Source organism: uncultured Roseobacter sp. (assembly GCF_947496515.1).
GTDB lineage: Bacteria > Pseudomonadota > Alphaproteobacteria > Rhodobacterales > Rhodobacteraceae > Roseobacter.
In genome coordinates this window covers 129,652-150,186 of the sequence record NZ_CANMDB010000008.1, presented here as the reverse complement: position 1 = coordinate 150,186, position 20,535 = coordinate 129,652, and the positions used below count along the sequence as shown (strand labels likewise).

General features: G+C 63.3%; 25 protein-coding genes. 11 read left to right on the top strand and 14 right to left on the bottom strand.

Features of this window, described 5'->3' with window-relative positions:
- Positions 1–10: 10 nt before the first annotated feature.
- From Q1A53_RS15035 to deoD, 3 genes are all read left to right on the top strand, one after another.
- Positions 11–1,978, top strand: a complete 1,968-nt coding sequence (locus Q1A53_RS15035) for a protein meaA (protein ID WP_299968313.1) — start codon at positions 11–13, stop codon at positions 1,976–1,978.
- A gap of 95 nt (positions 1,979–2,073) precedes the next feature.
- A complete protein-coding gene (locus Q1A53_RS15030; RefSeq protein WP_299968311.1) occupies positions 2,074–2,424 on the top strand; it encodes an H-NS family nucleoid-associated regulatory protein in 351 nt (116 codons plus the stop codon).
- A 4-nt stretch (positions 2,425–2,428) separates the two neighbouring features.
- Positions 2,429–3,136, top strand: a complete 708-nt coding sequence (gene deoD / locus Q1A53_RS15025) for a purine-nucleoside phosphorylase (RefSeq protein ID WP_299968309.1) — start codon at positions 2,429–2,431, stop codon at positions 3,134–3,136.
- A gap of 20 nt (positions 3,137–3,156) precedes the next feature.
- Here the strand turns inward: deoD and Q1A53_RS15020 are convergent, their stop codons facing one another.
- From Q1A53_RS15020 to Q1A53_RS14980, 9 genes are all read right to left on the bottom strand, one after another.
- Positions 3,157–4,017, bottom strand: coding sequence for a DUF1989 domain-containing protein (locus Q1A53_RS15020; protein WP_299968307.1), 861 nt, complete (start codon positions 4,015–4,017; stop codon positions 3,157–3,159).
- A gap of 95 nt (positions 4,018–4,112) precedes the next feature.
- A complete protein-coding gene (locus tag Q1A53_RS15015; RefSeq protein WP_299968305.1) occupies positions 4,113–4,325 on the bottom strand; it encodes a hypothetical protein in 213 nt (70 codons plus the stop codon).
- A gap of 9 nt (positions 4,326–4,334) precedes the next feature.
- Positions 4,335–5,045: a hypothetical protein gene (locus Q1A53_RS15010; RefSeq protein ID WP_299968303.1), complete on the bottom strand. Its 711-nt coding sequence runs from the start codon at positions 5,043–5,045 to the stop codon at positions 4,335–4,337.
- A 3-nt stretch (positions 5,046–5,048) separates the two neighbouring features.
- A complete protein-coding gene (locus tag Q1A53_RS15005; protein ID WP_299968302.1) occupies positions 5,049–5,852 on the bottom strand; it encodes a succinate dehydrogenase iron-sulfur subunit in 804 nt (267 codons plus the stop codon).
- Positions 5,853–5,873: 21 nt separating this feature from the next.
- On the bottom strand, positions 5,874–6,209 hold the full coding sequence (locus Q1A53_RS15000) for a hypothetical protein (protein WP_299968300.1): 336 nt from the start codon (positions 6,207–6,209) through the stop codon (positions 5,874–5,876).
- Positions 6,209–8,014, bottom strand: coding sequence for a succinate dehydrogenase flavoprotein subunit (gene sdhA, locus Q1A53_RS14995; RefSeq protein WP_299968298.1), 1,806 nt, complete (start codon positions 8,012–8,014; stop codon positions 6,209–6,211). The genes Q1A53_RS15000 and sdhA overlap by 1 nt, the downstream gene beginning before the upstream one ends.
- A gap of 58 nt (positions 8,015–8,072) precedes the next feature.
- Positions 8,073–8,444 carry a succinate dehydrogenase, hydrophobic membrane anchor protein gene (sdhD, locus tag Q1A53_RS14990; protein ID WP_299968296.1) on the bottom strand — a complete coding sequence of 124 codons (372 nt, stop codon included), beginning with the start codon at positions 8,442–8,444 and terminating at the stop codon, positions 8,073–8,075.
- Between the two features lie 10 nt (positions 8,445–8,454).
- A complete protein-coding gene (sdhC, locus tag Q1A53_RS14985; RefSeq protein ID WP_299968294.1) occupies positions 8,455–8,838 on the bottom strand; it encodes a succinate dehydrogenase, cytochrome b556 subunit in 384 nt (127 codons plus the stop codon).
- A 156-nt stretch (positions 8,839–8,994) separates the two neighbouring features.
- The gene (locus Q1A53_RS14980) at positions 8,995–9,657 is read right to left on the bottom strand and encodes a DUF1194 domain-containing protein (RefSeq protein WP_299968292.1); all 663 of its coding nucleotides are present in this window, start codon (positions 9,655–9,657) and stop codon (positions 8,995–8,997) included.
- Between the two features lie 290 nt (positions 9,658–9,947).
- Between Q1A53_RS14980 and Q1A53_RS14975 the strand changes: the two genes are divergently transcribed.
- Positions 9,948–10,808: a delta-class carbonic anhydrase gene (locus tag Q1A53_RS14975; RefSeq protein WP_299968290.1), complete on the top strand. Its 861-nt coding sequence runs from the start codon at positions 9,948–9,950 to the stop codon at positions 10,806–10,808.
- A gap of 180 nt (positions 10,809–10,988) precedes the next feature.
- On the opposite strand, the gene Q1A53_RS14970 is transcribed toward Q1A53_RS14975, so the two are convergent.
- Genes Q1A53_RS14970 through Q1A53_RS14955 form a run of 4 tightly spaced genes read right to left on the bottom strand, consistent with a single transcriptional unit; the run spans position 10,989 to position 13,657 of the window.
- A complete protein-coding gene (locus Q1A53_RS14970; RefSeq protein WP_299968289.1) occupies positions 10,989–12,020 on the bottom strand; it encodes a MaoC family dehydratase in 1,032 nt (343 codons plus the stop codon).
- Positions 12,020–12,223 carry a DUF1737 domain-containing protein gene (locus Q1A53_RS14965; protein ID WP_299968287.1) on the bottom strand — a complete coding sequence of 68 codons (204 nt, stop codon included), beginning with the start codon at positions 12,221–12,223 and terminating at the stop codon, positions 12,020–12,022. The genes Q1A53_RS14970 and Q1A53_RS14965 overlap by 1 nt, the downstream gene beginning before the upstream one ends.
- Positions 12,224–12,237: 14 nt before the next feature.
- Positions 12,238–12,795 (bottom strand): NnrU family protein, encoded by a 558-nt coding sequence (locus tag Q1A53_RS14960; RefSeq protein ID WP_299968285.1) that lies wholly within the window; start codon positions 12,793–12,795, stop codon positions 12,238–12,240.
- 4 nt (positions 12,796–12,799) lie between these two features.
- Positions 12,800–13,657 (bottom strand): CoA ester lyase, encoded by an 858-nt coding sequence (locus Q1A53_RS14955; protein WP_299968283.1) that lies wholly within the window; start codon positions 13,655–13,657, stop codon positions 12,800–12,802.
- A 333-nt stretch (positions 13,658–13,990) separates the two neighbouring features.
- On the opposite strand from Q1A53_RS14955, the gene Q1A53_RS14950 reads away from it, so the two are divergent.
- Positions 13,991–14,323 (top strand): hypothetical protein, encoded by a 333-nt coding sequence (locus Q1A53_RS14950; protein WP_299968281.1) that lies wholly within the window; start codon positions 13,991–13,993, stop codon positions 14,321–14,323.
- A gap of 114 nt (positions 14,324–14,437) precedes the next feature.
- Here the strand turns inward: Q1A53_RS14950 and Q1A53_RS14945 are convergent, their stop codons facing one another.
- Entirely contained in the window at positions 14,438–15,193 is a 756-nt protein-coding gene (locus Q1A53_RS14945) for a sulfite exporter TauE/SafE family protein (RefSeq protein ID WP_299968279.1), read from the bottom strand.
- 163 nt (positions 15,194–15,356) lie between these two features.
- Here Q1A53_RS14945 and mdh point away from each other — a divergent pair, with 163 nt between their 5' ends.
- The 6 genes from mdh (at position 15,357) to Q1A53_RS14915 (ending at position 20,489) form a co-directional block, all read left to right on the top strand.
- Complete coding sequence (gene mdh / locus Q1A53_RS14940; RefSeq protein ID WP_299968277.1) at positions 15,357–16,319, top strand: malate dehydrogenase; 963 nt, start codon at positions 15,357–15,359, stop codon at positions 16,317–16,319.
- A gap of 269 nt (positions 16,320–16,588) precedes the next feature.
- On the top strand, positions 16,589–17,782 hold the full coding sequence (sucC, locus tag Q1A53_RS14935; protein WP_299968275.1) for an ADP-forming succinate--CoA ligase subunit beta: 1,194 nt from the start codon (positions 16,589–16,591) through the stop codon (positions 17,780–17,782).
- Complete coding sequence (locus Q1A53_RS14930; RefSeq protein ID WP_299968273.1) at positions 17,779–18,345, top strand: hypothetical protein; 567 nt, start codon at positions 17,779–17,781, stop codon at positions 18,343–18,345. The genes sucC and Q1A53_RS14930 overlap by 4 nt, the downstream gene beginning before the upstream one ends.
- A 110-nt stretch (positions 18,346–18,455) precedes the next feature.
- Positions 18,456–19,145, top strand: coding sequence for a hypothetical protein (locus Q1A53_RS14925; protein WP_299968271.1), 690 nt, complete (start codon positions 18,456–18,458; stop codon positions 19,143–19,145).
- The gene (locus tag Q1A53_RS14920; RefSeq protein ID WP_299968269.1) at positions 19,142–19,654 is read left to right on the top strand and encodes a hypothetical protein; all 513 of its coding nucleotides are present in this window, start codon (positions 19,142–19,144) and stop codon (positions 19,652–19,654) included. The genes Q1A53_RS14925 and Q1A53_RS14920 overlap by 4 nt, the downstream gene beginning before the upstream one ends.
- A gap of 25 nt (positions 19,655–19,679) precedes the next feature.
- Positions 19,680–20,489: a glycosyltransferase family 25 protein gene (locus Q1A53_RS14915; protein ID WP_299968267.1), complete on the top strand. Its 810-nt coding sequence runs from the start codon at positions 19,680–19,682 to the stop codon at positions 20,487–20,489.
- Positions 20,490–20,535 lie beyond the last annotated feature (46 nt).

The following is a 20,535-nucleotide window of genomic DNA, read 5'->3' as shown; positions in this document are numbered from 1 at the left end:
CGAGGTTCCGATGTCCGACGCGCCCAAAGACCGCCCCTGGCTGATCCGCACCTATGCCGGGCACTCGACCGCTGCCGCCTCCAATGCGCTTTATCGGTCCAACCTCGCCAAAGGTCAGACCGGGCTGTCGGTGGCCTTCGATCTGCCCACCCAGACAGGCTATGACAGCGATCACGTGCTGAGCCGCGGCGAGGTCGGTAAAGTCGGGGTCCCGATCAGCCATCTCGGCGACATGCGGACGCTTTTCGATCAGATCCCGCTGGAGAAGATGAATACCTCCATGACAATCAACGCCACAGCCCCTTGGCTGCTCAGCCTCTATATCGCGGTGGCCGAGGAACAGGGTGCGGATGTATCCGGGCTGCAAGGCACGGTGCAAAACGATCTGATCAAGGAATATCTCAGCCGCGGCACCTATATCTGCCCGCCCGCGCCCAGCCTGCGAATGATCGCGGATGTGGCCGAATACTGTTATACCAACGTGCCCAAATGGAACCCCATGAACGTGTGTTCCTACCACCTGCAAGAGGCTGGTGCCACGCCAGAGCAGGAGCTGGCCTTTGCACTCGCCACCGCCACCGCCGTGCTGGACGCGCTGCGCCCGCGTGTCCCGGCGGAGGATTTTCCAGCTTTGGTGGGGCGGATCTCTTTCTTTGTGAACGCGGGCATCCGCTTTGTCACAGAGATGTGCAAGATGCGCGCCTTTGTCGATCTCTGGGACGAGATCTGCAGCACCCGCTACGGCGTCGAGGATCCTAAGTACCGCCGTTTCCGCTACGGGGTTCAGGTGAATTCGCTGGGGCTCACGGAACAGCAACCGGAAAATAACGTCTACCGCATCCTGATCGAAATGCTGGCCGTGACGCTGAGCAAGAAGGCCCGGGCGCGTGCTGTGCAGCTGCCCGCCTGGAACGAGGCGCTTGGCCTGCCGCGCCCGTGGGATCAGCAATGGTCCATGCGCATGCAGCAGATCATGGCCTATGAGACCGATCTGCTGGAGTTCGATGACCTCTTCGACGGCAACCCGGCGGTCGATGCCAAAGTGGAGACGCTCAAGGAAGGTGCCCGGCACGAGTTGGCCAATCTCGACGGGATGGGCGGCGCGATTGAGGCGATCGACTACATGAAAGCGCGCCTCGTGGACAGCAACGCCGACCGGTTGGGCCGGATCGAGGCAGGCGAGACCATTGTCGTGGGCGTCAACAAATGGCAGCAGGGCGAGCCTTCGCCGCTGATGACGGGCGATGGCGGCATCATGGTCGTGGACCCGGCGGTCGAAGCGGAACAGATCACACGGCTGGAAGCCTGGCGCAAAGAGCGCGACGCAGAGGCGGTGCGCACCGCGCTTGCCGACCTGTGCGCGGCCGCTGCAGAGGGGCGCAACATCATGCCGCCCTCCATCGCGGCGGCCAAGGCGGGGGTGACCACCGGCGAATGGGCAGCGCAGATGCGTGCGGTGCACGGCGAATACCGCGGGCCGACCGGCGTGGCCGCGGGCCGCTCCAACCGCACCGAAGGGCTGGAAGATCTGCGCGAGGCCGTCGATGCAGTCAGCAACCGGCTGGGCCGACGTCTCAGCTTTCTGGTGGGCAAGCCGGGGCTCGATGGCCATTCGAACGGAGCCGAGCAGATCGCGGTTCGCGCCCGGGACTGCGGCATGGACATCGCCTACGAGGGGATCCGCCTCACCCCGGCAGAGATCGTGGCCGCGGCGCTCACCGACGCGCCGCATGTGGTCGGACTGTCGATCCTGTCAGGCAGCCATATCCCACTGGTCGAGACCCTGATGATCGAGATGCGCGAGGCGGGGCTTGGCCATACGCCGGTCATCGTCGGCGGCATCATCCCCGATGACGACGCCGAACGGCTGCGCGCCATGGGCGTCGCACGGGTCTATACCCCCAAGGACTTCGAATTGAACACCATCATGATGGATATTGTGACCCTCGCTGATCCTCAGGCTGTAGCGGCTCAGTAACGGTTTTTGCCGGTTAGCTGTTGATTTTCCGGGCACTCTTGTGTCTGGCGGGTTCCTGACTGTATCTAAGCGGCAGTTTTATTCGGAGGGACCCCTTGGCCGATCTATCAAAAATGTCACGCAAACAACTGGAACGTCTGATCACTGACGCCCAGCGTGCACTGAAATCCATCGAAACAAAAGAAAAGCGCGAAGCGAAAAAAGCAGCTGAAAAAGCCGCCGCGAAATTCGGCTTCAAACTGTCAGAACTGACCAATGCGCCCGCCGCGGCACCAAAGCCAAAAAGCGCCGCGAAAAAAGCGACTCCGGCGAAAAAGCCCGCAGCAGCGGCGAAATATGCCAATCCGGCAAATCCCGCTCAGACCTGGAGCGGCATGGGCCGTCAGCCACGGTGGTTCAAGGACGCGGTGGCCTCTGGCGTGGACCCCAAGACACTGGAAATCTGACCCGGTGACCGTCCACATCGGCGCCGCCTCTGGCGAGATTGCACAAACCGTTCTGATGCCCGGCGATCCCTATCGTGCCCGCTGGGCGTCAGAGACGTTTCTTGACGGCGCCAGGCTGGTGAATGAGGTGCGCGGGATGCTGGGATATACCGGCACCTACAAAGGTCACCCCGTGACCATCCAGGGCTCTGGCATGGGCATGCCATCGCTGTCGATCTACGCCAATGAGCTGATGACGGAGTACGATGCGCAGACGCTCATCCGCATCGGATCCTGTGGCGGGATGCAGCCGCATGTGGGTATCCGTGATGTCATCATCGCCATGTCCGCGAGCACCATCACCTCGCCGTCCTCGGGCATTTTCCGAGAGGTGAACTTTGCGCCGACAGCGGATTACGGGCTGCTCGCGGCAGCGGTAAATGCGGCGGAGCGCAAAGGTACGACAACCCATGTGGGCGGCATCTACTCCTCGGATGTTTTCTACGCCGAACGGCCCGATCTGGATGAGCAGATGGTGCGCCACGGCATCCTCGGGGTGGAGATGGAGGCAGCCGAGCTCTACACGCTGGCAGCGCGGCACAAACGGCGCGCGCTCGCCATTCTGACGGTCAGCGATCATCTGCAGACCGGCGAAGCCTTGCCTGCCGCCGACCGGGAGCAGAGTTTCGGCGACATGGTGGAGATTGCGCTGGAGGCTGCGTTCGCCGGTTAGCTCGGTGCGGGCCGCCCTCGTCAGGGGCCGTGCGATCCGTCATAGGCGTTCACTGCGGGCGGCTGCCAGCTATCCAGGCTCCCCGGCGCAGGCGCGAAGAACTCCACCAGCAAAGGATGGCACTGGGCCACATCGCTGGAATGGATCGCGCCGCAGTCCCCACCGGGGCAGGCGGAGAGATTGCCGATCACATCCACTTCGGCAAAGAACTCCAGATAATCCCCCTGCCGCGCCGGGCTGGCTTTCATGAAATATTGCCCGGTGTCGCGGGTAAAACCGGTGCACATGAACACATTGAGCACGTCATGCACCAGCGGTTCTGCCGCCGCGCGCGACAGGCCCAATCGTTCCGCCAGCGACCGCGTCAGGTTGGAATGGCAGCAGTGGTGATATTGGTCCCCGCCCGACAGCAGCGCATGGGTGTAGGGGTCGCAGCGCGTGCCGATCACGTCGTGGACGCCACCTCCGAAGGCATCGATACCGTACCAATCCAGCGTATCTGCGACGATCGTGGCCAGAGGTCGCAGCGCGGGAAGACGCGACCACAGCCGGTCACCCGTGGACAGATGTGCGCCGTGAAGGGCGCGGGATTTGCCGGAGAAGAAATGCTCTGCCGGGTCGTGGGCACTGTGCAGGTTGAAGTCGCCTACCTGCGACCCCTCGGGACAGCTGATCCGAAAGAACTGGCCTGCGGAGACGTCAAAGCACTGCGCCTGCCGGGGTGGCACGACGGTCTCCCCAACCTTGGTCGCTGTCGCCCGAGCGCCCTTGTAAAGCACCAGATCCGGCTGCGGCAATGTCTGCGTCGGGTAGCAGATGACGGGTTGGACGGCGCGGCGCGCTGCGGCATCGGCGGGGGGCTGTGTGTCTGTCTCGGTCATCTGGTCTTTCGTGGAAAGGCGGTGCTTGCGCGCCTTTTGCTGCTTCATCACACCGCGTTGGTGCCGTCAACAATGACCGCACTGACGTGCAAGGCTCATGTCTTTGGCAGTTCTGCCAGACACTTTCGCGGCGTGCCCTTTTCTGCCGTAAACGCCTCTGCCCCGCATGCCGCACAGCGGTATTTCCGCAGACTGCCCCGGTTCCCGGCCCGATCCTCGCGCCAGCGACAGCGACGGACGCCCCGGTTGCGCCGGGCGAAGATCGCCACCAGCACGAAGGCAACAAGCAGTCCGATGACAATGTGCATGGCGTCCTCTCAAATCATCAGATGGCCGGCGAACCCGAGACCGAATCCCAGGACCGCCCCCAACGGCGGCAGTATCGTCTTTTCCAGCGGGATTTGCGGCGCGATGTCCTGAAACATCAGATAAACGATCCCGCCAGAGGCAACCACCATGATCGCACCGACAACCGGCTCGTAAGATGGAGGGATCGACAGCCCCAGATATGCCGCCAGCGGACCCAGCGGGACCATCAGCACAAAGAGCCACAGGGACGCGGCCCGGCCGCTTTCGCGCATTTCCCTCATGGCGTTGAAGCTTTCCGGCAGGTTTTGCAGAGCGATGAGTGCTGCGACCAGGACAGCGGCAGACAGATTGCCCGTGACCAGCGCGCCGAGTGCCAGCGCCTCTGGCAGGTAGTCCATCATCATGGCGAGAAACTGCGCTGAATTGCTGCCGCGTCTCGCCAGCGCCCCGTCGATCACCGCAAAGCCAAGGCCGCCCAGCACGAACCACCCGACGGACGCAAACGGCGACAAACGCGCCGCCCCCTCCGGCAGCAGCACCAGTGCGACGGCTGCCAGCAGCGCACCCGCGCCAAATGCGATGATGCCGTGGCGCAGCTCTGTCGCGCGCCAGTCCGGCAGGATGTTGATCGACCAGGTCGCCATCCATGCGCCCAGCGGGATCGATGATCCCGCCAGTGTTGCGAGCGCCAGCGCAGTCAGATGCGGTGTTGCGTCCAATCTTCAGACGCGGCGCTCGACCATCATCTTTTTGATATTGGCGATCGCCTCTGCGGGGTTCAGCCCCTTGGGGCAGGTCTTTGCGCAGTTCATGATCGTGTGGCAGCGGTAGAGCTTGAAGGGATCCTCCAGTTCATCAAGCCGCTCACCCGTCGCCTCATCCCGGCTGTCGATGATCCAGCGGTAGGCGTGCAGCAGTGCTGCTGGTCCCAGATAACGATCGCCGTTCCACCAGTAGGACGGGCAGGAGGTCGAGCAGGACGCGCACATCACGCATTCATAAAGGCCGTCGAGCTTCTTGCGGTCCTCGATGGATTGCTTCCACTCCTTCGCGGGGCGGTTCGTCTTGGTCTCCAGCCAGGGCATGATACTGGCGTGCTGGGCGTAGAAATGCGTCAGATCCGGGATCAGGTCCTTGATCACCGGCATATGCGGCAGAGGATAGATCGCCACCGCGCCATCCACCTCATCGATGCCGTGCAGGCAGGCCAGGGTGTTGATCCCGTCGCCGGTGAACTTGTCCGCGCTGCCGATATTCATCGCACAGGAGCCGCAGATCCCCTCGCGGCAGGAACGGCGGAAGGTCAGCGTCGGGTCGATCTCTGATTTGATCTTGATCAGCGCATCCAGGATCATCGGGCCGCAGGTATCCAGATCGACGAAATAGGTATCCACGCGCGGGTTCTCGCCGTCATCGGGATTCCAGCGGTAGATCTTGAAGGTCTTGAGGTTGTTGGCCCCCTCCGGCTTGGGCCAGGTCTTGCCCTTGGTCATGCGGGAGTTCTTGGGGAGCGTCAGTTGAACCATGGCTATTGGTCTCCTGTCATATCAAAGGGCGCCGAGCGCGGATGGCGCAGCAGCCGTCAGGCATTGTTGGGTGGCAGGGCGCGCGAGCACCGTGCGGATCGTGTCCGCCGTGGTCTCGTCCACACCGGTGATGGCATCTGCGGCCAGCGTCTGCACTTCGGAGGCATTTGCATTGTCCACGACGCAGTTGGTGAAGGGCGTGAAAAGCGCCTTGGGCACCTGCGGGAAGTGGATGGCCAGCGCCTCGGGCAGCACGGTCTTGGCCGCATCCCGCCCGGCGCGGTCGGTGGCCTGCTGCACCTCCACACAGGCGGACAGCATCACGGCCCCGCCGAGGATCATTGCCGAACGCAGCATCAGAAAGTCCGCTGCTTGGGGGCGATCTTTTTGGGATCGATCCCGCCGTCGTTGTGGCTGGTAAGCGGTTGTTCATGCACACCGCGGTAGCCCAGCGACGCCTTGTTGCCCTTGAACCAGATGAGCGAGTGCTTGCGCCAGTTCTCGTCGTCCCGCTCGGGGAAATCCTCATGCGCGTGCGCGCCGCGGCTTTCCTTGCGCGCCTCGGCACCGGTGATGGTGGCCACCGCGTTGGGGATCAGGTTGGCAAGCTCCAGCGTCTCCATCAGGTCGGAGTTCCAGATCAGGCTGCGGTCGGTGACCGCCACGTCGGACCATTTGTCCGCCACTTCCTCCATGGAGGTCTTGCCCTCGGCCAGCGTGTCATTGGCGCGGAAGACCGCGGCATCTTTCTGCATGCATTGCTGCATCTCCAACCGCAGCTCCGCCGTGGGCATGTGGCCCTTGGCATAGCGCGTGTTGTCAAACCGGTCGAGTGCTGCCTCCACCGAGGCCATATTGGGGCTGGGGACCGGTGCGTCCGGGTCCACGATCTTGCCCGCTCGGATGGCCGCGGCCCGGCCAAAGACCACCAGGTCAATCAGAGAGTTGGAGCCCAGGCGGTTCGCCCCGTGAACGGAGGCACAGCCCGCCTCGCCCACCGCCATCAGGCCGGGAGATACGCGGTCCGGGTCATCGGCGGTGGGTGCCAGCACTTCACCCCAGTAGTTCGTCGGAATACCGCCCATATTATAGTGTACCGTCGGCAGCACCGGAATGGGTTCCTTGTTGAGGTTCACACCCGCAAAGATGCGCGCGCTTTCCGATATACCCGGCAGGCGCAGTTTCAGCGTCTCGGGCGGCAGGTGGTTGAGGTTTAGGTGGATGTGATCACCGTTCTTGCCGACACCACGGCCCTCGCGGATCTCCATCGTCATGCAGCGGGATACGTAGTCGCGCGGGGCGAGATCCTTGTACTGCGGTGCGTAGCGCTCCATGAAACGCTCGCCCTCCGCATTGGTCAGATACCCGCCCTCGCCGCGCGCCCCTTCGGTGATCAGGCAACCCGCGCCGTAGATGCCTGTGGGATGGAACTGCACGAACTCCATGTCCTGCAGCGGCAGCCCAGCCCGCGCCGTCATCCCGCCGCCGTCGCCGGTGCAGGTATGCGCGGAGGTGGCAGAGAAATAGGCGCGCCCGTAGCCGCCTGTCGCCAGCACCACCATCTTGGACGAAAACAGATGCAGCGTGCCGTCGTCGAGCTTCCAGCAGAGCACGCCCTGACAGACGCCATCCTCGGACATGATGAGATCGATGGCGAAATACTCGATGTAGAATTCCGCGTTGTTCTTGAGGCTCTGACCATAGAGCGTGTGCAGGATCGCGTGACCCGTCCGGTCAGCGGCAGCACAGGTCCGCTGCACCGCGGGACCTTCGCCGAATTCGGTGGTGTGACCGCCAAAGGGACGCTGGTAGATCTTGCCCTCTTCGGTGCGCGAAAACGGCACGCCGTAATGCTCCAGCTCATAGACCGCCTTGGGTGCTTCGCGGGCGAGGTATTCCATCGCGTCCGTATCGCCCAGCCAGTCAGATCCCTTTACGGTGTCATACATATGCCACTGCCAGTGATCGGGGCCCATGTTCGACAGCGACGCGGCGATCCCGCCCTGTGCGGCCACAGTGTGCGAGCGCGTCGGGAACACCTTGGTCACGCAAGCCGTCCGCAGCCCCTGCTCTGCCATACCGAGGGTCGCGCGCAGCCCCGCGCCGCCCGCACCCACAACGACCACGTCATATTCATGTGTCTCGTATTCATACTCAGCCATGGAACTCTCTCCTGGTCTTGTTTTGAAACGCGCAGCTTGCCCCGCGCGGAATGTGTCGTCAGAGGGCCAGCCGCACCACCGCATAGAGGCCCGTGGCCATCGCCGCGTAGGACAGGCAGGTCATCGCCACGATGGAGACTTTTTGCGCCATGCCGTGCACATAGTCTTCCAGCAGGGCCTGCACGCCGCCTGCGAAGTGTTTGAAGGTAACGATGATCGTCAGCCCTGCCACCACACTTGGGAAAGGACGGCTGAAGTAGGCTGTCACTTCCTCATAGGACGCGCCCAGCATGGGCCCGAAGGTAAAGACGAACAGCGGGATCAGGACCAGCAGGGCGCCGGAGCTTACGGTCATGGACCAGTGATGCTCGGTCCCCGATTTGGCGGAGCCCATGCCCACGGCGCGTTTACGGTCTGTCAGATAGCGCATGTCAGCTCCCTCACACGATCAGAATGGTGAGCAGGGTCAGCACGAAGGAGCCGCCGATCACCGCATAGCCAAGCTTGTAGGCGGTTTCCAGATCAAGGCCGATGCCCTGATCCCAGATCAGATGCCGCACGCCGGCGAGCGTGTGATACCACAACCCCCAGAGCGACAGGGTCATCACCAGATCGCCGAACCAGCTGGTCAGTACACCATTGGCAACCGCAAAGTACTCGGGCGAGGTCGCCGCAGCCAGAAACCACCACACCACCAAGAGTGACGAGATCAACAGCGCATTACCGGTGATCCGCGTCAGAATAGAGGTCATGGAAGTGAGTTGCGGTCGATAGATATTCAGATGCGGCGACAGGGGGCGCGCACCCCGGTTGACATCAGCCATACAGCTTTCCTTTTGGTTCCCGTCTTTTGTTTTACTCTATATAACGCCATTGTCACGTGCCGCAGGCGCTCTCAGCCGCGGTTAATTGGCACGGGTTAGCGAAAAAACGTAAATTTTCAGTGCTTCGTGATCACTGCTTTGACTGCTGTGATCACATTAACGAAGCAGGCTCAGCGGTTGCACGGTCTCGCGCCGGAGTTTTCGTTTGATCTGGGTGGGGTAGTCCTCGAAACCCCGCGCCGTCATAACGAAAGCCCCCGCACCGCGGATCAGATTCTCAAAGAACCAGCCCGTCAGATCCGCGTCATCCGTCTCGATCGCCAGCGCATTGACCGTGATGTCGCGCGCGGCAAGCGCGGGATGCCGGTCGCTGGGCAGGACCCCTTCGTTGGAGATGCCATCGCCCGAGACGTCAATCACCTTGCGTGTGCAGAACGCCACCTCCTCCAACGCGCGCTCCGCCGCGATCAGCGCCTCCCCGATGGCGGTCGCGTAGTTGCGCCAGACCCTGCCGCCGCTGGCCACGTCATCGGCCAGGGCCGCCACATCCGCCGGACTGTGCATCGCGCGCCACGGGATCGTTTGCCGCTGCCGCGAGGCGCCGGTCCACTGGATGAGGGTCACCTGCGCCTGCTGTGCCACAAGCGCATCCACGACGGCGCCGTCCCGCAAAGCCTCTGCCAGACCCTGCATCTGGATGTCGTACTCTCGCCGATCCACCGAACCCGAAACATCCACCGCCAGCACCAGCGCGAGCTGGCAGGCCAGCGCGGGTGTGGCCCCGGCGAGGGTGAGAAAAGGCAAAAAGAGGCGCAACATGAGCCGCAGCCTAGCAAGGCAACACCGGTTGTCACCTCGAAAAGAGCGACCCGATGGCGATACGGACCGGGCCGTAAAATGAGCGGCAAGACAGGAGCCACGACCGACTGCGCGAAAGGCCCGGGTTTACCCCCAATTAAAGTCTCGGATCTATCCCTCGGTGCGGCGTTGTCCTGCCCCACGTGGGGATTTTAAGTAGTAACACTGCAGAGGATCATCTCGGTGGCCGAAAGGCGATCCTCGGGCTAGTTCATAGGAACGCGATGTTTGTAAACGAAGGAGTACGTAGAATGACGGTTTCAAAACGAGCTGCAACGACGCTGGGCTGTGCGATCACGCTCTGTGCCGGTTTGGCGCAGGCGGACGGGCACAGTGTCGGCGATGATGTCATTGCATCCCAGCGTGCGGCCTTGGCGGAGAGCACCGCGGGGGCCGGCTTTGGCCCGCAGTCTCCGCGGGATCTGGACACCGCAACCGGCAATAACACTGTCTTCTTCAACACGGCTCCCCCTCATAACCAGATGAACCTGTGCAACATCCACTTTCACGAAAGTGCCGAGCATCGCGGGGGCGAGTTCACCACCTACGCTGGTAATGGCGATGGCAAGGGGGCCGGTACCGGGTTTCTCTACGACGGCGCGTTGACCGAGGCAGAGCTTGCGCCACTGGGCCGCAGCATTGGCGAGGGGACGTATGGCAGCCTCGAGCCCGGCGATACGATTGAGCTGCACTACGTCCATAGCACCGCCAAGATCACGCCCGGGCCAACCCTTGGTTCCTGTCTGTCGGACAACCTGATGAACCCGCAGCTGCGCGTCGAAACCCAGGTGTTTGTGCTGGTCAATGACGACACCGCCGCCGACTTCGTGACGCTGACCGCTGTGGAGGAGGTCGAAGGATTTCACCAGGCGGTCAACATCCCGACCGATACAGGCACCCCCATTGAATACGATGGATCAACCACCGGACCCAGCTTCAACGAGGCCGGATCGCCGCTGCAGGTCTCCTGGAGCGTGCGACCCGAGGTGATGAAAGTGTCCATCACCAGTGTCGAGGCCTGGCTGGCCGACAACATCTTTGATGAAACCAGCGCCCACGGTGTGCGCAATCTGGTGACGAACCCCGACCTGATCTCGAGCATCGGCCAGTAGGCGTAGCGCTCCTACGGTCTCCCGGATCGGCGCCTGCGTGGGTCTGTCCGGGCGGCCCGGTAAACTGTCATATCTGGGTGATAGCTGCGGTCCGGCTAGCACCCCGGCGGACCACCTATATCTGATGCGAGAGCCCTGGCAGGCCGCGCGAGGCATGCAGCACGACCGCGCGCGTTCCGCTCAGAGCGGCACCAGCGCCCAGTAGTCCAGATCCAGCAACACCTCTGGCAGGTATTTGCCATTCGCGTCCCGCAGCGCAAAAGGCTCGCCTCCCTTGGTGGCCACCAGACGCAGGCGCAGCGCGCCTATCCCCGGTGCCGCAGTCTCCGCCTTGTCGAGCACTTCGGACCATGCGCGCACCGTGTCGCCCGCGAGGCACGGATTGGCATGGGCACCACCGTTGAGCCCGACGACCATCTGCGCATTGGCCAGCCCGTTGAACGACAGGGCCCGCGCTATGGAAATCACATGCCCGCCGTAGATCAACCGGGATCCATCCGGTCGCGCCGAGGTATCGAAATGCACCTTGGCCGTGTTCTGCCACAGCCGCGTGGCCATCATGTGTTCGGCCTCCTCGATGGTCACCCCGTCCACATGGTCGATCCGCTCACCCACCGCGTAATCGCCCCAGCGGTGCGGCTCGCCCGCCAGCGTGAAATCATACTGCGTGAAATCGAGCCCTCTGGGGATCACCAGATCCTCTGCCGCGACTGCCTCGCGCAGCTCAGGCACATGGGTCTCGAGGGCAGGCGCGCCCGGATCGCGCTTGCGCACCATCACCCAGCGGACATACTCCAGCACCGTCTCGTCATGTTGGTTGAGCCCGGTCGTGCGTACCCAGACCACCCCTGTCTTGCCGTTGGAGTTCTGCTTGACCCCGATCACCTCCGAGACAGAGCGCAGCGTATCGCCCGGCCAAACCGGCGTGATCCAGCGCCCCTCCGCATAGCCGAGGTTGGCGACGGCGTTCAGCGACACATCCGGCACCGTTTTGCCAAAGACCACGTGAAAGGCGATCATGTCATCCAAGGGGCTGAACGGCAGGCCACACCCTTGCGCGAACTGATCCGACGAATAGAGCGCGTGCCGTGCGGGATAGAGCATATGGTAGAGCGCGCGCTCACCCATCTTGATCGTGCGCGGCACCGCATGCGCGATCGTCTGGCCGACCGTATAGTCCTCGAAGAACCGGCCCGGGTTGGTCTTGGCCATTACTGTTCTCCCAGTTTTGTATCGGGTTTGTAGGTGCCGGGCGCCTCCTTGGTCACCGCCTGACCGCAGCGCATCACGCCCGCCGCGTGGTCCCATGTCTGCGTGGGGCTGCCGTGCAGCTCCCATCCCTTGTTCAGGGCCTCCGTGACCTTGTGGCAAAAGGCGGATGTGTCCTCTTCGGACAGAAAACGATAGAGTTTCATGGGGTTTCCTCGGCTCAAACGGGGAATGGCCAGACACCGAGCCAGTTGTGCACGGCCGTGATAATACCAAAGAGCACCAGCGTGATCACGCCGAGGCGGACATGAACGGCGACACCCCCCGCGGGCGGCGGGGTCCAGTCCGGCTCGGCCCGGTTGATCAGGATGACTTCCGCCACGGCCCAGGCAAGCAGCCCGCCAAAGAGCAGCACTGACGCCAGATCCCCGTTGACGAGCAAATGCGCCACGGCCCAGATCTTGAAGCCGGTGAGCTGCGGGTGGCGGATCTTGGCAGCGGGCCAGGCCTTGGCGGTCTTGGCCGCACTCGATCCGTACACCCAGAGCGCCAGCAGCATCAGCGTGTTGTTGACATGCACCATGAACCCCGGCGGTTGCCAAAGCGGGATGAACTCCGCCGCCCGGTAGCCGATGATCATCAGCACCAGCCCGGCAGCGATGCCCGCCGCGGCCAGACCCTTGCCCGGATCTCCGAGAACTGCGCGCCGCTCCGGTGCCAGCCGTTTGAAGAAATGCGCCGCCATCCACAGCGCCAGCCCCGCAATGATCCAGATCATTTCCCTACTCCCCGCTCATCGCCGCGATGGCCGCCTGCTTGGCCAAAGTCTCGCGCGCCATCTCCACGTGCAGGTTCTCCACGATCCGCCCGTCCACGACGGCCACCGCCTGCCCCCCGGCCACGGCTTCATCATAAGCCGCGATCTGCCGCTCGGCGAGGTCGATCTCACCGGCGTCGGGGGAAAAGGCCGCATGCGCCGCTCCGATCTGCGCGGGGTGGATCAGGGTCTTGCCATCAAAGCCCATGTCCCGGCCCTGTTCCGCCTCGACGGCCAGCCCCTCGGTATCCTGAAACGCATTATAGACACCGTCTATAATCGCAATGCCGGCCGCCTTGGCCGCCAGCAGGCAGGCGCCCAGACCCGCCATCAGGGGCAGCCGGTCCGCCCGGAACCGCGTGCCCATCTCCTTGGCCAGATCATTGGTGCCCATGACCATGCCCTGACACAGCGGATGCGCGGCGATGGCGGGTGCGTTCAGCATCCCCTGCGCCGTCTCCATCATCGCCCAGAGAGGCAGCGCACCGGTGTGTTGCGCAAGTGCGTCGAGATCCTCCGGGCTGCCCACCTTGGGCAAAAGCACCGCATCCGCACCCATCTGCGTCGCTGCAGCTGCATCCGCCGCGCCCCAGGGCGTGTCCAGCCCGTTGATACGCACAATTTTGAGGCGTTGACCGTAGCCACCAGCTGCCAACGCAGCCTTGAGTGTCTCGCGGCCCGCGTCCTTCTCGTCCGGAGCCACAGCATCTTCGAGATCAAAAATGATTGCATCCACAAGGAGTTGTCGCGCCTTGTCGAGCGCACGGGGCCTTGACGCGGGGATGTAGAGGACAGATCGCAAAGGGCGTTGCGTGGGGGACATGAACGGGTCTCCGGCGGCTCACAAAGGTTACAAAATTGCGTGGTAAAGGGCATTTTTTGAAAGAAACTGCAAGCCCAATCGTGCCGCAATGCAGCGTATTTCAAATTCGATCTATCGTCGCGCGCGGTGTTAACCAATATTTCAGCCGTAACGCACAGGGTGGTGGCGTCGAATATCGTGAGGGAAACTTGATCCAGCCGGGCCGCTGGGGACGCAGAACGCAAGGATATCGTCGGCAGACAACTTGAACCGGGGCCGCCCGGTCATCACCGGCAAAGCCGGTTGGGCCAGATGACAGCGGGTGCCGCCTTTAACATGAAGGCAGACACGAGCATGACACGCACTACCAAGATGCTGCATTTGGGCGCGCTGAGCGCTGCAGCTGCTCTCTATATTGCATCAACCACTGACGCTGCCGCGCAGAACGCGCGCAATTGTGCGCCACGGGATGCTGTGATCGACCGGCTGGCAGAAGGCTACGGCGAATCGCGGCAATCCATGGGCCTGGGTGCAAACAATGCGGTTATCGAGGTGTTTGCCTCCGATGAGACAGGCACCTGGACCATCACCGTCACCACGCCCAACGGTCTGACCTGTCTGGTGGCCTCCGGCCAGTCCTATGAGACATTGGCCGAAGCTCTGCCCGCCAAGGGCAACGACGCCTGATTTTCCAAGGTGGGCCGCTGGCCCACCGACAATTCCTGTGTGGCCGGTTTGCGTTCCCGCATCCGGATCGACCCAATCCTTGTGCCGTGGGGCGGCGCGTCGAACGCGCCTTGATCAGGTGAGGCCGTCCCAGATCAGCTTCGCTCCGGTCACCGTCAAGAGCACGTAGGTCAGTCCAAAGAACAACGCCTCCGGCATCAGCCGGTGCGCGCGCACACCCAGCCACGTGCCGAACACCGCGAAAGGCGCCAGCGCCAGATTGGCGAGCCCTGTCTGCACGGTGAACATGCCCAGAAAGGCGTAAGGCACGAATTTCGCGATGTTCACCAGCCAAAAGACAAGGACGGTCGTCGCCTGATACTGGGTTTTGGTGATGTCGCGCGACAAGAGGTAAACCGCAGCCGGCGGCCCGCCCGCGTGGCTCACAAAGCTGGTAAAACCGGCAACCAACCCGGCCAGCGCACCGACCCACCGCGGCATCGCCCGACCGCGCAGGGCCGCGGCCCGCGCGGCAAAACCCACCTGCCAGAGCACGAAAGCCAGCGAGACCGCGCCGATCAGCACCCGAAAGACATCCGGCTCCGCCACCCGGTAGAGCGCCGCGCCCAACGCCACCCCCGGCAGCGCGCCCAGCACCAGAAGCCAGGCCGCCTGCCTGTCCCATTTGCCCCAGTAGCTGGGCAGGGCGGAGACATCGATCAGCATCAGCAACGGCAACATGACCCCCAGGGCAACACCCGGTTCCACCACCAGCGCCAGGATGCCCGCCGCGGCAAAGGCGGCCCCGGAGCCGAACCCGCCCTTGGAGACGCCCGCAAAGATCACCGCCGGGCCCGCAATGGCAAAGAACATCCAGTCCAGTGTCAGCACGCCGCCCTGCCCTTCATTGCGAAATCAGTCGCGCCAGATCCCGCACGAGGCTGCCGCAAGCGCCACAGTGCCGCGCCGCGCGGGGGCACGCAACCACGCTTGCACCGATGGGCTTTAATGGGTAGCACGAGCCAACGTTCAACCCAACGCGGAGCATACCCTTATGGCAAGACCCAAAATCGCGCTGATCGGCGCCGGTCAAATCGGCGGCACCCTGGCCCATCTGGCCGCGCTCAAGGAATTGGGCGATGTCGTTCTTTTCGACATTGCGGAGGGCATCCCCGAAGGCAAGGCGCTCGACATCGCGGAAAGCGGCCCGGCGGGCAAGTTTGACGCGGCCCTGTCGGGCACCCAGACCTATGAGGATATTGCGGGCGCGGATGTGTGCATCGTCACCGCCGGGGTCGCGCGCAAACCGGGGATGAGCCGCGATGACCTGCTGGGCATCAACCTCAAGGTCATGAAATCCGTGGGCGAAGGTATCCGTGATCACGCGCCCGACGCTTTCGTCATCTGCATCACCAACCCGCTGGATGCGATGGTCTGGGCCCTGCGCGAATTCTCCGGTCTGCCGCACGAAAAGGTCTGCGGCATGGCGGGCGTGCTCGACAGCGCGCGCTTCCGCCACTTCCTCGCGGATGAATTCAACGTCTCGATGAAGGACGTCACCGCCTTCGTGCTGGGCGGGCATGGCGACACGATGGTGCCGCTGGTGCGCTATTCGACCGTGGCCGGAATCCCGCTGCCGGATCTGGTCAAGATGGGCTGGACCACCCAGGAAAAGCTCGACGCGATCGTGCAGCGCACCCGCGACGGCGGGGCAGAGATCGTCGGCCTGCTCAAGACAGGGTCTGCGTTTTACGCGCCCGCCACCTCCGCCATCGAGATGGCCGAAAGCTACCTCAAGGACCAGAAGCGCGTGCTGCCCTGTGCGGCCTATGTGGACGGCGCCTACGGGCTCAAGGGCTTCTATGTCGGTGTGCCCACGGTGATCGGCGCGGGCGGGGTGGAGCGCGTGGTGGAGATTTCCATGAACAAGGATGAGCAGTCCATGTTCGACAGCTCGGTCAAAGCGGTCAAAGGCCTCGTGGAGGCCTGCAAGGGCATTGACGGCAGCCTCGCCTGAGGCGGACCGCCCCACCGTGAACCCAGAGAGCCCGCACCGCCGGGCTCTTTTTTTGCACGCTGGCCAATGCACGCAGCCCCGGCGAATCCCTTGCATTATATGAAAATTGTGCAGGCGGCACCCTTTGTGATCACAGCAAAAAACCTGTGATCACAAAATGGCGATTTCCCGCCCGGAACACTCGCGGGCGCGCGAAAACGGTTCCCTCGACGTAAATCCCCGTCCTATACCGAGGCAACGCACCGATCCAACAAAACGGGACCTTGACCATGAACATCCACGAATATCAGGCGAAAGCATTGTTGCGCAGCTACGGCGCGCCGGTCTCGGACGGTCGCGTGGTCCTGCGCGCCGAAGAAGCCAAGACCGCCGCAGGTGCGCTCGATGGTCCGCTCTGGGTGGTCAAGGCCCAGATCCACGCGGGCGGTCGCGGCAAGGGCAGCTTCAAGGAGGCCGACGCCGGCGACAAGGGCGGCGTCCGGCTGACCAAATCCGTTGAGGAAGCCGCGGAAGAGGCCAAGAAGATGCTGGGCCGCACGCTGGTCACCCACCAGACCGGCCCGGTGGGAAAGCAGGTCAACCGGATCTACATCGAAGACGGCTCCGGCATCGAGACGGAGCTTTACCTGGCCCTGCTGGTGGACCGGCAGACCAGCCGCGTCAGCTTTGTCTGCTCCACCGAAGGCGGCATGGACATCGAGGAAGTGGCCGCCTCGACACCTGAGAAAATCCTCAACTTCTCCGTCGATCCTGCCACCGGCTACCAGCCTTTCCATGGCCGCCGCATCGCCTTTTCACTGGGGCTGACCGGCAAGCAGGTCAAGCAATGCGTGGGGCTGATGGGGTTGCTCTACACCGCCTTCATGGAAAAGGACATGGAGATGCTGGAGATCAACCCCCTGATCGTGACCGACGGCGGTGATCTGAAAGTCCTGGACGCCAAGGTCAGCTTTGACGGCAACGCAATCTACCGCCACGCGGACATCGCGGAGCTGCGCGACACCACCGAAGAGGACGCCAAGGAGCTTGAAGCCTCCAAATACGATCTCAACTACATCGCGCTCGACGGCGAGATTGGCTGCATGGTCAATGGTGCGGGCCTCGCGATGGCGACCATGGACATCATCAAGCTCTACGGTGCGGAGCCTGCGAACTTCCTTGACGTGGGTGGTGGCGCGACCAAGGAAAAGGTCACCGAGGCCTTCAAGATCATCACCTCCGATCCCCAGGTCAAAGGCATCCTGGTCAACATCTTCGGCGGGATCATGCGCTGCGATGTGATCGCCGAAGGCGTCGTGGCTGCGGTGAAAGAGGTTGGCCTCAAGGTGCCGCTGGTCGTCCGGCTCGAAGGCACCAACGTGCAGCAGGGCAAGGACATCATCAACAACTCCGACGTTGACGTGATCGCCGCGGATGACCTCAAGGATGGCGCGCAAAAGATCGTGAAGGCTGTGAAGGGGTGAGGATCAAACCTCAGGTCATGTTTGCGGTCGCCGCGCTGGTCCTTGCGGCCTGCGGGACGACGACCAGCGCGCCGACCGAACAGCGGATCTACGCAACCGAGGCGCTGGCGCAGGCGCCCGTGGTCAGATCTCAAAGCACGATCAACAGGTATGCCGGCGTGTTCGGCACCGCCTGCCTTGATCAGTCTCCGGCGTACGAACAAACCACGGCGCTTTTGGAACAGCGGGGGTTCACTCTGTTGCAGGGCCCCGTCGGCGGCAACGAACGGCGCGGCGCGGCCTACTCAGACGGCACGGCCTACGCGTATCTTTTCGTCAGAAAAGACGGCTTTGTGATCTGCGAGGTGGCGTTCAAGACCCCCGATGATGACCCGCTGTTGCGTGCGCTCGCAACCCAAGTGAGACAATCGCAGTTTTCGAAGGCCGAACAGATGGGCGCAGGTCTGGTAGGCTCTGGCTTTATGATCAAAGACGGCAGGTCGGTGGCCAAGATGATCACCGTATCGCGCCAGAAACGCAGCAGTCAGTCGCCATCGAGTTTCACGCTGCTGGACATCAAGTAGCGAAGGTTCGGAATGATGCACGAACGAAGCTTCCGCCAAAGGGCCAACCGACACGCGGCCGGGTCCGCGGGCACGTCGGTGGCGCGCTCACGGCGCGTGGGGCCGCTTGCATGAGCGTCACACCGCTCTCCCTGCGCAATCGCCCCTCGGCACCGGCCTTCTACCCGCTGCTGGTTATTGTGCTCGTGGCCCTGCTCTACACCGCCGCCGCATCCGTGGATGACGCCAGACAGGGCGCGCTCATGCAGGAAAGCGGCCTGCTGGAGATCGCATCCGGCCTTATCTACCTCCCCGTCATCGCCCTGCTTCTGCGCCACAGACGTCTTTTGTGGCCGTTCATCGTGCTGCTTGTGATGTTTTGCCTGCGGGAATTCGACATGGACAAGAGGCTCTTTACCGAAGGGCTGTTCAAGAGCCGCCAGTACATCGGCGGCGGCGCCGGCCTGCCGGAAAAGCTGATCTCCGCGGTGATCCTCGGGGGGTTCGTGGTCAGCTTGTGGCTGGTGATCTGGCGGGGACGTCGGGGGCTTTTGCGCAGGCTCGTTCAAGGCGACGGCGTGGCGCTCTGTGTGGTGCTCGGCGGCATTCTCGCGGTCACCTCCAAGACCACCGACGGGCTGGGGCGCAAGCTGGCCGAGTTTGACATCATCATTTCCCGTGATCTTCATCTGGCGGCCCTCACCTACGAGGAAGTGGCCGAGTTCGGCATGGGGCTCAGCCTGTTGCTGGCGGCCTTGATCTTTACCCGGCAGATGGCCGCGACCGGAACGCAGCGCGAGCTTGGCGAGGTGACAGGATGAGCCGTGCCGCGGCAGCTCTCGCCGGGCTCGGCTTGCTGGCTGGATGCGCGGGCCAAAATGTCTCCGCCGACCGCGCGGAGCTGGAGAACATGTGGCGTGGCTTTCTGGCGCCCAAAAGCACGCCGAAACAGATGGTCACCGCCTTTGACGACTTCTGCATCTCGGGTCCTCGGGACGAGGCCGGCCTGCGCGCGGCGGGCTACGTGCCGTTGCCGCAGCGCGTGGCAGGGGCCCGTGCCTGGGTGGTGGATGATCGGCGGCCCGCCGTGGCGCTGTCCGACAGGATGTGCGTGGTCCATGCCAAGGCACGCACCGGGCAGACAGCAGCCTTTGCGGGCTATGTGGCCGAGACCTTTCCCACTGCGGTCGCCACGGACCCTGCGCCCTTTGGCAAGGACATCGAGGCCGTGTGGCAGGTGCCCGGCCCCGCCATCATCGCCACCGAACGCCGCCGCGACGTCGATTTCTTTGTCTATACGTTGATCCACTACCGTGCGGGGGCCGCATGAGCCGTTTTGCAGCAAAGGCACCCTCATGAAGATCCGGGCTTTCGTCATAAATCTCGAACGCGCTACGGTCCGCCGCGCTGCCATCGGGCAGGAACTGGCCGCGGCGGGGATCGAACCCGAGTTCGTGCCCGCCGTGGATCTGCGCGAGGTGGGCGAGGATTTTCTGCGCCAGCGGTTCAACGATTTCGGTCCCTGGGGCGTGGTACCACCCCACAACATGGCCATTTGCTCCAGCCATTTGCGCGTGTTCGAGCGGTTCTTGCAGACCGACGCGGATCTGGCGCTGGTGTTCGAGGATGATGTCTATATCGCGCCGGAGCTGGGCCTCTGGCTTGAGGATCTCTCCTGGTGGCCCGCCGATGCCGACATCGTGCGGTTCGAACGCTGGAAGAGCCGCACGATGAAACACGTGATTGCAAAGCATGCCACCCGGTTTGCGGGCCGCCGCATCAGCCGCATCTTCACCCGCCATCCCGGGGCCGCGGGCTATGTCATCTCGCGCGCGCATGCGCAGCGTCTGGTGGCGGTGGAGCGGATCTCGCTGACCACGGACGGGTTCCTTTTTAACCCTTATGTCTCCGCGCCCGCACGGGCGGCGCGGATCTATCAGGTGAACCCCGCGCTGGTAACCCAAGGCAACGATCCCGCAGACGAAAAGACCCGGCGCAAGGGCAAGCCCAAGGGGGCCCGGCGCTGGCGGCAGAAACTGCTGCGCAGCTGGGCCGAGATCAGCAACGCGCCGCGCCATCTGCTGCGCATCCTGTCGGGCAAGGCTGAGCTTGTGCGCCTGTCCTACGCCAAGGAAACCCGCCACCCCAAGGAGGGCGAGGCATGAGCCAGCCCGCTCTCTTGCGCCCTCCGGCTCCACCGGGCCTTACCAC